This window comes from Reyranella humidisoli (genome assembly GCF_019039055.1).
Lineage (GTDB): Bacteria > Pseudomonadota > Alphaproteobacteria > Reyranellales > Reyranellaceae > Reyranella > Reyranella humidisoli.
On sequence record NZ_JAHOPB010000003.1, the window covers coordinates 185,925 to 199,147 of the forward strand.

Genomic DNA, 13,223 nt, shown 5'->3' on the forward strand with positions numbered 1-13,223 from the left:
CCTCAAATCACGATCTTGTCGTCGCGCAGGCGGGCGATGTCCGCCGAACTGCAGCCGATGCTCTGCAAATACTGGTCCGTGTGCTCCCCGAGCAAGGGGGCGCGATGGCGCACTCGGCCGGGTGTCTCGGTCATCTTCACCGCAACGCCCGCAATCTGGACCTCGTGGTCGAGGCCGGGATGTGGCACCCAGGGCAGCATCTCGCGGGCCTCGAAGTGCGGATCGGCCACGATGTCGCGCACGTTGTAGACGGGTGAGAACGGCACCTTGCCGCCGAAATGCTTCAACAAATCCTGCTTGGTGCGCTGGCGGGTGAAGTCGGAAACGGCGGCGATGAGTACGTCCTGGTTGGCCCGCCGGTCCTGCACCGTGATGAACCGCGGCTCGGTGGCGAATTCGGGCTTGTCGATCAGGCGGCACAGGATCGGGAAGTGCGCGTCGGCATGCGCCGCGATCGTCACGAAGCCGTCCTTCGCCGGGAACATGCCGAACGGGCAGAGCAGGGGATGATGGTTGCCTTCGGGATGCGGCAGCGTCTGCGCATAGGAATGCTGGTGCATGATACGCTCGCAGACCGCGAGGATCGCGTCGACCATGCCGACATCGACGAACTGCCCCTTGCCGGTTTTGTAGGCGCGGAAGATCGCCGAGACGATGCCGAAGGCGCAGGTGATGGCCGGCACGATGTCGCCGACTCCGGGGCCGACCTTCATCGGCGTATCCTTGTCCGGGCCGGTGATGGCCATGATGCCGCCCATCGCCTGGCTGATCACGTCGTAGGCCGGGAAGTCCGAGTAGGGACTCTTGCCCGTGCGCACGTCGCCGAAGCCGCGGATCGTGGCATAGACCAGCTTCGGGTTGCGGGCGTGCAGCGTTTCGTAGCTGAGGCCGAGGCGATCCATGACGCCGCCGCGATAGTTCTCGACCACTGCATCGGCATTGTCGCAGAGCTTCAGGACCAGCTCGCGTCCCGCCGCCGTCTTGAGGTCGATGCCGATCGACTTCTTGTTGCGGTTCACCGACGCGAAGTAGCCGCCGAACGCCCTGAGTTTGTCGTCGGCGTGATAGGGCCCGATGATGCGTGTGTGATCGCCGTCGAGCGGCTCGACCTTGATCACTTCCGCACCCTGGTCGGCCAGCAGCATCGTACAGTAAGGGCCGGCCAGCATCTGCGTGAGGTCGACAATCCTTACGCCATCGAGCGCACCCAGAACTTCAATGTCGCTCACTTGTCTCCCCAGTGACTGCGCCGCTTGATCAGCACGGTGCGCTCACCTTCGAAGATGTTCTTGTCGTCCTGGTTCACGCCGTAGTGCTTGAAGCGGACGATGCCGGCATCTTCCTGCCTGGCATCTTTCTTCTCCAGCACCTCGGTGTAGCAGTAGAGCGTGTCGCCGTGATGAAGCGGGCCCTTGAGCCGGATCTTGTCCATGCCGAGTTCCATCAAGGCGTTCTCGGCGGTGTCCTCGGCGGCGAGGCCGATGCACATGGAGATCGTGACGCCGCCGAAGCCCAGCCGCTTGCCGTAGGGCATCGACTGGGTGAGGTGTTCGTTGAAGTGGGCCTCGGCCGTGTTCATGGTCACGTTGGTGATCCAGACCTGCTCCATCGGTTCCACGGTCTTGCCGCGCGCGTGCTTCATCACGTCGCCGACCGTGAAGTCCTCGAAGTAGTTGGTCTTGCCGGTGAGTGCGGAGACTTTCATCAGTTCCTCCCGCGGCCGAGCAGGCGGTCCGAGATGATGCGCTTCTGGATCTCCGAGGTACCCTCGAAGATCTTGGTGAGACGCGCGTCGCGCCAGTGACGCTCGACGGCATGCAGGGTGGTGTAGCCGGCGCCGCCGTGGATCTGGATGCCCTCGCTGGTGACGCGCTCGGCCATCTCGGAGGCGAACAGCTTCACCATCGAGGCCTCCTTGTCGCAGCGCTGGCCGGTGTCGATCTGCTCGCAGACGAAATACATGAGCTGGCGCGCCGCCTCGATCTGCGTCGCCATGTCGGCGATCTTGAAGCGGATGGCCTGGAAGTCCGAGATCGAGTGGCCGAACTGCTTGCGGTCGTTGGCGTACTGGATCGAATCGTCGAGCGCGCCCTGGGCGAGGCCGATGGCGCGGGCGGCGGTGTGGGCACGGGCCGTCTCGAGGCCGGAGGTGGCGTAGTAGAAGGCGTGGCCTTCCTTGCCGATCAGGTCGGACTCGTCGACGCGGAAATTGTCGAATGCCAGCTCCCAGGTCTTCCAGCCAAAATAGCCGATCTTGGGGATTGGCGCGCCGCTGACGCCCTTGGGCAGCTCGCCGCGCTTCTTCTCGACGAAGAACATGGAGAGGCCGAGATGGCGCTTGCCCAGAGGCGCCTCCGACGTGCGCGCGATGATGATCATGAAGTCGGCGCCGTCGGCGAAGGTGCACCAGTACTTGTTGCCGCTGATCAGGTAGCCCGATCCGTCCTTCTTGGCGCGGCAGGAGATGTTGGAGATGTCGGAGCCGGCATTGGGCTCGGACATCGAGAAGGCCCCCAGGAACTCGCCCTTGGCCATGCGCGGCAGGTAGCGGCCGCGCTGCTCCTCGCTCATCTCCTGCGAGCCGATCAGCAGGTTGCCGCGCGCGATGATCGACGCGACGCTCATCCAGCCGCGCGACAGTTCCTCGGTGACGAGGCAGTACTCGGAGCAGCCGAGGCCAAGGCCGCCGTATTGCTCTGGGATCAGGATGCCGAAATAGCCGAGCTCGGCCATCTTCTCGCGCAGGTCCATCGGGATATCGCCCTTTTCGGGGTCGAGCCTGTTGGCGACCGGTAGCACTTCGTTCAGCGTGAACTCGCGCGCCTGCTCCTGGATCATGCGGCGTTCTTCGGTAAGGAAAGGCATTACTGGGGATTCCTGAGACGGACGAGATTGGTGCGCTTGAAGTCGATGACGAGTTCTTCGCGCTGGTTGAAGCCCTTGCTGTGCCAGCTGACGATGCCGAACCCCTTGTGGGAGTCCGAGACACGCCGGTCGAGTACGACCGATTCGGCGCGCAGCGAATCGCTGGGATAGACGGGTTGGTGGTAGGTGAGTTCGTTGACGCCGAGGAACGGCCCGCCGCCCTCGCTCAGGTCCTCGACGGTGAGGCCGAACACGGTCGTGAAGACGAGCAGGGGATTGGCCACGATACCGGGGTGGCCGTGCGCCTGGGCGTAGGCTGCATTGTAGTAGTGCGGATTGAAGTGCAGCGTCAGCGTCGAGAAGAGCGTGCTTTCCGACTCGGTGATCGTGCGGCCCCAATGGTGGCGGAACACGCGGCCGACCTCGAAATCCTCATAGCGGTTGCCCTTGGGCACCAGCCGGGCGCGGGCCCTGAAATCCTCTGACATTCTTGACTTAGCTCCTGGCTGACGCGCGGACGAGTTTGCCCACGTCGGTGAGTTCGTCGATGCGCTCGATGGCATCGTGCAGGCGACGGGTGCCCGATACGCCAAGCAAAGGCGTCACCAGGCTGTCGAACTTGGTCTCGATCGCCTGGCGCTGCTTCTCCAGGTCCGCCCAGGGAATGCCGGAGTCGTGCTTGACCTCGATGGTCGTGCCGTCGTCGAGCTGGATGGCCATCTCTGCCAGCGAGTGCGCCCAGTGCGGCTGGAAGTCGATCGACATCTTGTCGCGCAGGTCCTTGATGCGCGGCTCCTGCGTCACGGCCTCGTTGTAGGATTCGAGATTGGCGGTATCGACGCCGGTCAACGCCATCGCCACGGTCTGGCGCAGCGAGAACTTCGCCTCGAGGCCCGTCGTCGGATTGGGGATGTTGCAGACCTTGTCGGCGCCGGAGTCGATCCTGAGAAGGATCTTCTGCACGCGCTCGGGCGGGAAGTTGTTCTTCAGCCGGATCTCCTTGGCGCACTCGATGGGGGCGTGCGTGAGGTAGCAGGCGGCGTGGTACTTGAAGAGGTTGTTGCGCAGGTGCCAGCCCGACGGCGGCTCGCCGAGCGCCGCCTCGGCATTCAGATGATCGCTCTGGGAGGAAGCGAAACCCTGGTCGCATTCCAGCGAATCGCCGCGCGCCGTGAAGCCCCTGGCGGCCAGCCGCGCCGCGCGCAGCCCGTGCTCGGAGGCGGTGCCGGCATGCAGCGGCTTGCACATGGTGCCGAAGTTCGACTTGAGGCCGGCCGCCTGCGTCGCGGCGATTCCGAAGGCGACGGCAAGCTGGCGATCGTCCAGGCCCAGCATGCGGCCGGCGGCTGCGGTCGCGGAGAAGGAGCCGACCGTGCCGGTGACGTGGAAGCCTTTCTGATAGTGACTGGGGGCCACGAGCCGGCCGACCCGGCCCGAGGTTTCGTAACCGGCGACGAAACTCTCGATGAACAGGCGGCCCGAAGCCTTCATCTGTTCGCCAAGGGCCAGCAGGGCGGGGACGACCGTGACCGTGGGATGGCCGCCCATCGAGAAGTTCACGTCGTCATAGTCGAGTGCATGGCTGGCCGCGCCATTGATCAGCGCGGCGGTCGACGGCAGCACGGTCTCGGAGCGGCCCACGAGCGTCGCGGGGCCTTTCGCCCCGTCTTCCAGTGCTTCGGCGATCAGAATGCCGGTGAGGTCTTCCTGTGCCCCAGCGATGGTGACGGCGAACCAGTCGAGCAGGCACTGCTTGGTGCGCTCGACCAGATCGTCGGGCAGGTCCTGCCAGGCGAGGGCGGCAGCGCGCTTGGCGATTTCGGCTGTGACCGGAACGACGGCAGCCATGTTTTCCTCCTGAATTTTAGGGCGCAAGTGTCCGCCAGCAGCCGCCGTCTTGTCCACCATTCGGGCTTTCGCGCATCGATATGGCCCAGACACAACAAAGCCGCCCGAAGGCGGCTTTGTGCCGACTATCGTCGATCCGTCAGTCGCAGCAGCGAGCCAAGGCAGGAACGATCCTGGTGGCGGCAACTGCAGAGATCGCCGGCGTCGTGATGGTGTAGTTCACAGGATCACCTCCTTTCGATGTTGATGGGACGTCGAGCCTCGCACAGCACGGGCGGACTGCCTAGGGCTTCCTCGCGACTATGTGGAAGATATGCCAGTGCTTGGCGTTGCCGCGGGGCGTCACGCCGTCGGCTTCCTCCTCGTCGAACATCTCCAGGTCGAGACCCTGGAGCAGCGCCAGGGCTTCCTCGCGCGAGACGAAGGTCATGCCGGGCCGACCGACCCAACTGTCGCGCGGACCATACCACTGGCCCGAAAAGCGACCGCCCGAGGGGAGTGCCTCGCGAATGCGCTCCCAGGTTCGATGAAAGGCCTGTGGCTCGCAGAGAGGCATGGCGAAGCTCGAATTGACGAGTTGGATCCCGAGCGGGATCGGCACTTCCTCGAGGCGCGCGAGGACCGGCGTGACATCGCAGCCATCGGGCAGCGGCCGCGCCTGCAACTGCCTCAGGGCCTCGGGTTCGGCATCGACGGCAATGACCCGCCAGCCTCGGCGCAGTTCCTCGATCACGTCTCGACCGTCGCCGCAGCCGAGATCGATGACGAGGGCGTCATCGGGCGGGGTGCCGAACGCATCGAGCGCGGCGAGCAGTGTCTTGCGGGGAGGCCGGTCACGAAGCTGCTGGTAATACGCGGCCCAGCCGGCGGACCGTTCGCTTTCCGTCATGCGCGTTCTCTTCGAACTCCGGCGCTTGTCGTGCCGCGCCTCGTGTGATCGTATCGCAAGCCACAAATAATGAAGCAACGTTTCGGGAGGAATTTTATGAAGGGACTAGGAAGCCTTGCGTTGGCCCTCGTGCTTGCCTTCGTGCCGCTGGCGGCGCGGGCGGATATCAAAGCCCTGGCCGAAGCCGCCAAGAAGGAAGGCGAGCTCACCTGGTACGTCGCTCATTACACGTCCGAAGGCGCCGAGGATCTCGGCCGCGGCTTCACCGAGATGTACGGCGTCAAGGTCAACGTCGTGCGCACGACGGCGCAGGTCGCCTATCAGCGCCTCCTGCAGGACATCAAGAACAACCAGACGATCTGCGATGTCTTCTCCTCGACCGATCTCGGTCACTACGCGCGACTGAAGAGCGAGGGGCGCCTGGAGAAGTACGTGCCGGAATCGACCCCGAAAATCTCGGAGGCTTTCCGGAACTTCGATTCAGATGGCTACTTCCACACCACCGCGGCCGGCCTGGTCGTCCTCACCTACAACACCGCGAAGGTGAAGGCCGAAGACGCGCCCAAGAAGTGGGAAGACCTGCTCGACATCAAGTGGAAGGGCAAGGTCTCGACCGGACATCCTGGCTTCTCCGGGTATGTCGGCACCTGGGTCCTGTCGATGAAGAAGCTCTACGGCTGGCAGTACTTCGACAAGCTCGAGAAGAACAAGCCGCAGATCGGCCGGTCGATCAACGACACGGTGACGGCGCTCAACGCCGGCGAGCGGCAGGTGGCGGCGGGTGCGGACGGCTCGACGCTGTTCAGCGCCGCGCGCGGAAATCCGCTGGCGGTCTCCTATCCCAGCGACGGCTCCGTGCTGATCATCTCGCCGTCGGCGATCATGAAGGGCACCAAGCATCCGAATGCCGCCAAGCTCTTCATGGAATATCTCTATTCAATCGAAGCCTCGAAGATCAACGCCAAGCATTTCGGCATCCCGCTGCGTCCTGAAGTCCCATCGCCTCCGGGCGCCAAGCCGATCAGCGAGATCAAGGTGATCCGACCGACCGTCGCGGAAGTCGAGAAGGGCATCCCGGAGGTGATCGAGCAGTGGCGCGACACGTTCGGCAACTGATCCTCGGCGTCACGCCATGTCGGTAGCGGCTCCGGCCTTCGATCCGGTCCCGGTGCGCCCCGTGCGTGCCAGCCGGTTCGATTCGTCCTGGCTCCTGTGGATCGCGATCATCGCGGTCCTCCTGTTCCTGGTGGTGAGCCCGTTCGTCTACCTGGTCATCACCAGTTTCCAGGCGGAGCGCACGGGCGACTTCACCCTCTCCAACTACGCGACGGCCTATGGCCGGGCGCGCTATGTCGATGCGCTGTTCAACTCGTTGAAGCTGGGGGCGGCGTCGGCCGCCCTGGCCGGCATCTTCGCGGTGCCGCTGGCGTGGGCCGTCGCGCGCACCAACATGCCGGGGCGCGGGCTCACGCGCATGCTCGTGCTGGCGACCTTCATCACGCCGCCCTACACCGGCGCCGTCGCCTGGATCCTGCTGGCCGGCCCGAACGCCGGCTGGCTCAACCGCTTCTTCATGATGGTGACGGGCGCCGAGGCGGGACCGTTCAACATCTACAGCTTCACCGGCCTCGCGGTCGTCATCGCGCTGTATTCCTTCCCCTACATCTTCATCTTCACGACGGCAGCGCTGGAACTGGTCTCTTCGGAGATGGAGGATGCCGCCAACATCCTGGGCGCGGGGCCATGGCGCACCATGCGCAAGGTTACCCTGCCGCTGGCGCTGCCCGCCATCCTGGGCGGCCTGATCATCTGCTTCCTGGAGGCGATCGCGCTGTTCGGGTCGCCGGCGATGATCGCCATTCCAGCGCGCTTCAATGTCGTCACGACACAGCTATTCCAGTTCTTCGGCAACCCCGTCCGGGTCGAAGTGGCGGCGGCCTATGCCATGCCGCTCCTGGGCGTCACCATCCTGCTGGTGCTGGTCCAGAGGCTGATCGTGCGCCGCAAGGGATTCGTCGCGCTGACCGGCAAGGGTGGAGAGCGCCGGCCGATCCTGCTCGGCCGCTGGCGCTGGGTGATGTTCGGCTACGCCATGTTCGTCTCCGCGCTGGCGGTTTTCCTGCCCTACATCTTCCTGATTCAGTCGGCTTTTGCCAAGGCGTGGGGCCGCGGCTTCCTGCTCGATAACATTACCCTGGCGAACTTCCACTTCATCCTGTTCGAACATGCGACGGCTGCGCAGTCTGTCATCAACAGCTTCGTCTATGGCGGGATCAGCGCCACGATCGCGGTCTTCCTGACTTTGGGCGTCGCCTATATCGTGGCGCGCAAGCTGATCCCGTTCGGCGGCGTGCTGGGCTTCCTGTGCGTGGCGCCGTTCGTGATCCCGGGCGTGGTGCTGGCGATCGGCTTTTATGCCGCCTACGCGCCACCGCCGCTCTCACTCTACGGCACCGCCCTGATCCTGATCCTGGCCTTCACCACGCGCTTCCTGCCGGTGGGCTACGTCAACGCGAGTGCGGCGATCAACAGCCTCAATCCCGAGATGGAGGAGGCGGTCCGCGTGCTGGGGGGCAGTCGCATGACGGCATTGCGCCGGGTCGTGGCGCCGCTGCTCAAGCGCAACCTGCTGGGCGCCTGGCTGCTGATCTTCATTCCGGCGACGCGCGAACTGTCGGCAGCGATCTTCCTGTACGGTCCCAACACCAAGGTCGCCTCGGTCATGATCTTCGACATGAGCGAGGAGGGCAATTTCGAGCGCCTGGCGGCACTGGCGCTGGTCTTGCAGGTACTGACTCTGCCACTCCTGTATCTGGGCCAGCGAGCACTGGGCCGCGACTTCATGCTGAGGCGTACCGCGACATGAGCAAGCTGGTTTTGAAGAACGTCGCCAAGCGCTACGGCGCCTTCGAGGCGGTGTCCGATTTCTCGCTGGAACTGGCCAAGGGCGAGTTCGTGTCGCTGCTGGGCCCGTCGGGCTGCGGCAAGACCACGACCCTGCGCATGATCGCCGGCTTCATGCCGCCCACCGACGGCAGCATCGAGATGGACGGCAAGCAGATTTCGTCCGCCTCGGGCGTCGTGCCGCCCGAGAATCGCCGCATGTCGATGATCTTCCAGAGCTACGCCATCTGGCCGAACATGACGGTGGGCGAGAATGTCGGCTTCGGCCTGCAGGTCCGGAAGCTGTCGCGCGCCGAGATCGACCGCCGCGTCGACAAGATCCTGGACGTGGTCCAGATGCGTAACCTAAAGGGGCGCTATCCCGCCGAACTGTCGGGCGGCCAGCAGCAGCGTGTGGCGCTGGCCCGCGCCATCGTCGTCGAACCGGAAGTCCTGCTGCTCGACGAGCCGCTCTCCAATCTCGACGCCAACCTGCGCGAGGAGATGCGCTTCGAGATCCGCCGCCTGCACGACGAGTTCAAGATCACGACCGTCTACGTGACCCACGACCAGTCCGAGGCGATGGTCACTTCCGACCGCATCGTCGTGATGAACAAGGGCAAGATCGAGCAGATCGACGCGCCGCACGTTCTATACGGCCGGCCCAAGAGCCGCTTCGTGGCGGGCTTCATCGGCCGCACCAACTTCGTCGAAGGGACGGGGCAGGGTAGCGACGTGCGCTTCGACGGTTTCACGGCGGCTGCATCGGCGCTCGAAGGTGCCAGCAGCGGCGGCAGGCTCCTCTACTCGCTGCGGCCGCAGGCGATCGGCCTGTCGACCCAGGTGGGCAGCGGCCCCAATCTGTCGGTCGAAGCGGAGATCGTCGATCGTTCCTACCTCGGCGAATACTGGGACTATCAGGTCCGTCCGCTGGGGGGCTCGAAGCCGCTGCGCGTATCGACCGCCCCGACTGCCGTTTTCGAGATCGGTAGCCGCGTCTGGCTGGAGATCGCGCCGTCCGCCATGGTACGGGTAGAGTAAGCATCCCAACGTTAGAGTGAGAGCATGACCGCAGGACCGTTAGCCCGTTTCAAAGTCCTCGACCTGACGCGCGTGCGCGCCGGTCCGACCGCCGTCCGTTACCTCGCTGACTGGGGCGCCGACTGCATCAAGGTCGAGATGCCGCCGTCCGCCGGCGAGATGGACATGGGCGGTCCGCGCCACGGGCCCGACTTCCAGAACCTGCATCGCAACAAGCGGTCGATCACGCTCAACCTCAAGGAGCCGGACGGCAAGGCCGTCTTCATGAAGCTGGTCGAGCAGGCCGACGTGGTGGTCGAGAACTACCGCGCCGATGTGAAGTTCCGCCTCGGCATCGACTATGAGAGCCTGAAGAAGGTGAACCCGAAGATCATCCTCGGGTCGATCTCGGGTTTCGGCCAGGACGGCCCTTATGCCGAGCGCGCCGGCTTCGACCAGATCGCCCAGGGCATGGGCGGTCTCATGATGGTCACCGGCAACCCGGGCGAGGGCCCGATGCGCGCCGGCATTGCCGTCGCCGATGTGGGCGCGGGCCTGCACTGCGCAATCGGCATCCTGATCGCGCTGCTGGAGCGTGACACGTCGGGCCAGGGCCAGTGGGTCTCGTCCTCGCTGTTGCAGGCCATGATCTCGATGTGCGACTTCCAGGCCGCGCGCTGGACGCTGGCCAAGGACGTGCCCGGCCAGGCCGGCAACAACCATCCGACCTCGATCCCGACCGGCGTCTTCAAGACCAGCGATGGCTATATCAACATCGCGGCGTCGGGCGGCCACATCTACAAGCGCTTCTGCGAGGCCGTCGCTTCGCCGGAACTCTACACCGACGAGCGGTTCAGCACCGACAAGGCGCGCGCCAAGAATCGCGATGCGCTGAACGACGAGATCAACAAGCGCGTCGCGAAATACAGCAGCGCCGACCTCGTCGAGAAGCTGAACAAGGCGGGCGTGCCCGCCGGCCCGATCTACAAGATGGACGAGATGTTCGCCGATCCGCAGGTCAAGCACCTGAAGATGGCCCATCCCGTGCACTCGCCGAAGCTGGGCGACATCGAGGTGATCGGCCAGGCGATCAACATGAGCCGCACGCCCTTCGAGATGAAGTCGGCGACGCCGGAGCAGGGCGAGCATACCGACGCCGTGCTGAAGGAAGCCGGCTTCGATGCGGCGGCCATCGCCGACTTCCGCAAGCGGGGCGTGATCTGACGATGATCAGCCCGACGCCGAACATGATTGCGGAGAAGGTGGGACCGGTCGGCCGGCTCGTCTTCAACAAGCCGCAGAAGCACAACGCCACCTCGACCGACATGTGGGAGGCGATTCCGGTCATTCTCGACGAGTTCGAGCGGGACCCGGAAATCCGCGTCGTGGTGGTGACCGGGGCGGGCGACAAGGCCTTCGTGTCGGGCGCCGACATCTCGGAATTCGAGAAGGCGCGCAACACGCCCGAGCAGGTCGCCTACTACGACAAGATCGGCGAGATGGCGAACAAGCGCCTCAACAGGTGCTCCAAGCCGACGATCGCCCGCATCCGCGGCTACTGCATCGGCGGCGGGCTGGCGGTGTCGCTGCTTTGCGACATCCGCATCGCGTCGGAGAACAGCCGGTTCGGCGTGCCGGCAGCACGGCTCGGGCTGGGCTATCGCGCCAGCGGCCTCAAGATCCTGGCCGACCTCGTGGGCCCGTCTCATGCCAAGGAAATCTTCTTCACCGCCCGGCACTTCAACGCCCAGGAAGCCTTCGGCATGGGGCTGGTCACGCGCGTCGTGCCCGACGCAGAGCTCGACTCCTATGTCGAGAATTACTGCAGGATGATCGGCGAGAATGCGCCGCTCACCATGCACGCCGCCAAGCGCACCATCGAGGAACTGACGCGCCTCGACGGCGAGCCGGACTTCGCCCGCCTCAACGGGCTGGTGAAGCAATGCTTCGACTCCGAGGATTACATCGAGGGCCGCACGGCCTTCATGGAGAAGCGTAAACCCGTGTTCAAAGGACGCTAGGGAGACGGCGATGACGGTTCTGACGCAAGAGCAGCGCGACGCGTTCTGGCGCGACGGGTATCTCATGGTGGAGGACGCCGTCACGCCGGCCCAGCTCGGGGCCCTCAAGGCGGAGATCGCAGGCTGGGTCGAGCAGAGCCGGGCGCACGCGACGCCGTTCGGTCCGCCCACCATCGACGGCCGTCCGCGCTTCGACATGGGCGCCGAGCACAGCGCGGCGAAGCCGGCGCTGCGGCGGATCAACAACCCGTCCGACATTTCCGACGCCTATCGCGAGGTCATGCTCGACGCACGCATGGTTGACATGGTGGCCGACCTGATCGGGCCGGACGTGAAGTTCCACCACTGCAAGATCAACCTGAAGCTTTCGGGAGCGCGGACCGAGGTCAACTACCATCAGGATTTCGCCTACACACCCCATACCAACGACGACATCGTGACGGCGCTGCTGTTCCTCGACGACGTCGATGAAAGCAATGGTTGCCTCACCGTTGTGCCCGGCTCGCACAAGGGGCCGGTCCTCTCGCTGTTCGAGGGCGATCGCTTCACCGGCGCCGTCGCGGCCGACGAGGAGAAGAAAGCGCTCGGCCAGTCGGTCCCCTGTCTGGGCAAGGCCGGCAGCGTCTGCCTGATGCACACCCGCCTGCTGCACGGCTCGGCCGCCAACGGCGCCGACAAGTCGCGCGGTCTCTACATCTGCGTCTATACGGCCGCCGACGCGGTGCCGATCGCCCGCAACCCGATGCCCAGCCCGAACGAGGGTCGCATCGTGCGCGGCAAGGAGGCCCGCTTCGCCCGCCTCAAGGAAGGGCTGGTCGAGCTGCCGAAGCAGCCCAAGACCGCGTCGTTCTTCACCGTGCTGGGCCAGGATTCCAAGCAGGCGGCCGAGTGAGCGATCCGCTGCCGGCGATCACGGAGGCGCAAGCCACCGGAGAGATCGCCGATCTCTTCGCGGACATCAGGGCTACCGTCGGCGTGCGTGTGGTCAATCTGGTCTGGCGTCATCTCGCGACGATGGAAGGGGCATTGCCCTGGGCCTGGGCGGCCGTGAAGCCGCTCTATCTCGATGGTCTGCCCGATGCAGCGATGGCGACCTTTCGCCAGACCATGGACATTCCGCGGCTGGCCTCGCTGGCCGGTGAGGAACCCGCCAGCGTCGATGCCGTACTGGCGAGCTACGACCATTCCAATACGATCAACTTGTTCGCTCTGGGTGCCCTGCGCGCCTGGCTGAATGACGAGGTGGCGCGTGAGGGCAGGATCGAGCCGGGACCGCGCAAGCCGGCGCCCGACCTGCAATTGCCGAAGCTCGCCTCCGAGGAAGACGTCGACGCCGCGACCTGGGCATTGGTCCTGCGCCTCAACAAATTCGGCGACGAGCCGCAGCCATTGATCCTGGCCAGCATGTACCGTCACTTGGCGCACGCGCCGTCGTTCCTGCAACGCGTCGAGACGGTACTGGGGCCAGTTGCCGCGGACGGCTCGCTGCGCCGGGCGATCCTCGACAATCGCAAGACGGCCGCCGGCCTCGCCAGCACGCTGGCCCGCTCGATCTCCGCCGAGCGGCCGGCCCATGCCGACGCCATCGAGAAGGCCGTTGGCCTGTTCGTCGACCACGCCATCGGCAAGATGGTCACGATCTGCCGTGCGATCAGGGTAACGCGGGGTACGGCGCTCTAACTGTCGCCCTGAACGCA

General features: G+C 65.0%; 13 protein-coding genes. 7 read left to right on the top strand and 6 right to left on the bottom strand.

Annotated elements, in window-relative coordinates; genetic code table 11:
- Positions 1–2: 2 nt before the first annotated feature.
- From KQ910_RS24375 to KQ910_RS24400, 6 genes are all read right to left on the bottom strand, one after another.
- Positions 3–1,229: a CaiB/BaiF CoA transferase family protein gene (locus tag KQ910_RS24375; protein ID WP_216966217.1), complete on the bottom strand. Its 1,227-nt coding sequence runs from the start codon at positions 1,227–1,229 to the stop codon at positions 3–5.
- Positions 1,226–1,705, bottom strand: coding sequence for a MaoC family dehydratase (locus tag KQ910_RS24380; protein WP_216966219.1), 480 nt, complete (start codon positions 1,703–1,705; stop codon positions 1,226–1,228). Before KQ910_RS24380 ends, KQ910_RS24375 begins: the two co-directional genes overlap by 4 nt.
- A complete protein-coding gene (locus tag KQ910_RS24385; protein ID WP_216966221.1) occupies positions 1,705–2,865 on the bottom strand; it encodes an acyl-CoA dehydrogenase family protein in 1,161 nt (386 codons plus the stop codon). The genes KQ910_RS24380 and KQ910_RS24385 overlap by 1 nt, the downstream gene beginning before the upstream one ends.
- Complete coding sequence (locus KQ910_RS24390; protein WP_216966224.1) at positions 2,865–3,353, bottom strand: MaoC family dehydratase; 489 nt, start codon at positions 3,351–3,353, stop codon at positions 2,865–2,867. Before KQ910_RS24390 ends, KQ910_RS24385 begins: the two co-directional genes overlap by 1 nt.
- Positions 3,354–3,360: 7 nt before the next feature.
- A complete protein-coding gene (locus KQ910_RS24395) occupies positions 3,361–4,713 on the bottom strand; it encodes an MmgE/PrpD family protein (RefSeq protein ID WP_216966225.1) in 1,353 nt (450 codons plus the stop codon).
- A 283-nt stretch (positions 4,714–4,996) separates the two neighbouring features.
- On the bottom strand, positions 4,997–5,602 hold the full coding sequence (locus tag KQ910_RS24400; RefSeq protein WP_216966228.1) for a class I SAM-dependent methyltransferase: 606 nt from the start codon (positions 5,600–5,602) through the stop codon (positions 4,997–4,999).
- Between the two features lie 129 nt (positions 5,603–5,731).
- Here KQ910_RS24400 and KQ910_RS24405 point away from each other — a divergent pair, with 129 nt between their 5' ends.
- Genes KQ910_RS24405 through KQ910_RS24435 form a run of 7 tightly spaced genes read left to right on the top strand, consistent with a single transcriptional unit; the run spans position 5,732 to position 13,206 of the window.
- Positions 5,732–6,718, top strand: coding sequence for an ABC transporter substrate-binding protein (locus KQ910_RS24405; protein ID WP_369408449.1), 987 nt, complete (start codon positions 5,732–5,734; stop codon positions 6,716–6,718).
- A 16-nt stretch (positions 6,719–6,734) separates the two neighbouring features.
- Complete coding sequence (locus tag KQ910_RS24410; protein WP_216966232.1) at positions 6,735–8,468, top strand: ABC transporter permease; 1,734 nt, start codon at positions 6,735–6,737, stop codon at positions 8,466–8,468.
- On the top strand, positions 8,465–9,526 hold the full coding sequence (locus tag KQ910_RS24415; RefSeq protein WP_216966234.1) for an ABC transporter ATP-binding protein: 1,062 nt from the start codon (positions 8,465–8,467) through the stop codon (positions 9,524–9,526). Before KQ910_RS24410 ends, KQ910_RS24415 begins: the two co-directional genes overlap by 4 nt.
- Positions 9,527–9,550: 24 nt before the next feature.
- Complete coding sequence (locus KQ910_RS24420; protein ID WP_216966236.1) at positions 9,551–10,729, top strand: CaiB/BaiF CoA transferase family protein; 1,179 nt, start codon at positions 9,551–9,553, stop codon at positions 10,727–10,729.
- A 2-nt stretch (positions 10,730–10,731) separates the two neighbouring features.
- Positions 10,732–11,526, top strand: coding sequence for an enoyl-CoA hydratase (locus tag KQ910_RS24425; RefSeq protein WP_229600959.1), 795 nt, complete (start codon positions 10,732–10,734; stop codon positions 11,524–11,526).
- Between the two features lie 10 nt (positions 11,527–11,536).
- Entirely contained in the window at positions 11,537–12,418 is an 882-nt protein-coding gene (locus tag KQ910_RS24430) for a phytanoyl-CoA dioxygenase family protein (RefSeq protein WP_216966238.1), read from the top strand.
- On the top strand, positions 12,415–13,206 hold the full coding sequence (locus KQ910_RS24435) for a hypothetical protein (RefSeq protein ID WP_216966240.1): 792 nt from the start codon (positions 12,415–12,417) through the stop codon (positions 13,204–13,206). The genes KQ910_RS24430 and KQ910_RS24435 overlap by 4 nt, the downstream gene beginning before the upstream one ends.
- Positions 13,207–13,223: the final 17 nt, after the last annotated feature.

Excerpts from the sequence above, each read along its gene's own strand:
- KQ910_RS24380 (WP_216966219.1), bottom strand. The coding sequence starts at position 1,705 with ATGAAAGTCTCCGCACTCACCGGCAAGACCAACTACTTCGAGGACTTC.
- KQ910_RS24385 (WP_216966221.1), bottom strand. The coding sequence starts at position 2,865 with ATGCCTTTCCTTACCGAAGAACGCCGCATGATCCAGGAGCAGGCGCGC.
- KQ910_RS24390 (WP_216966224.1), bottom strand. The coding sequence starts at position 3,353 with ATGTCAGAGGATTTCAGGGCCCGCGCCCGGCTGGTGCCCAAGGGCAAC.
- KQ910_RS24395 (WP_216966225.1), bottom strand. The coding sequence starts at position 4,713 with ATGGCTGCCGTCGTTCCGGTCACAGCCGAAATCGCCAAGCGCGCTGCC.
- KQ910_RS24400 (WP_216966228.1), bottom strand. The coding sequence starts at position 5,602 with ATGACGGAAAGCGAACGGTCCGCCGGCTGGGCCGCGTATTACCAGCAG.
- KQ910_RS24410 (WP_216966232.1), top strand. The coding sequence starts at position 6,735 with ATGTCGGTAGCGGCTCCGGCCTTCGATCCGGTCCCGGTGCGCCCCGTG.
- KQ910_RS24415 (WP_216966234.1), top strand. The coding sequence starts at position 8,465 with ATGAGCAAGCTGGTTTTGAAGAACGTCGCCAAGCGCTACGGCGCCTTC.
- KQ910_RS24420 (WP_216966236.1), top strand. The coding sequence starts at position 9,551 with ATGACCGCAGGACCGTTAGCCCGTTTCAAAGTCCTCGACCTGACGCGC.
- KQ910_RS24425 (WP_229600959.1), top strand. The coding sequence starts at position 10,732 with ATGATCAGCCCGACGCCGAACATGATTGCGGAGAAGGTGGGACCGGTC.
- KQ910_RS24430 (WP_216966238.1), top strand. The coding sequence starts at position 11,537 with ATGACGGTTCTGACGCAAGAGCAGCGCGACGCGTTCTGGCGCGACGGG.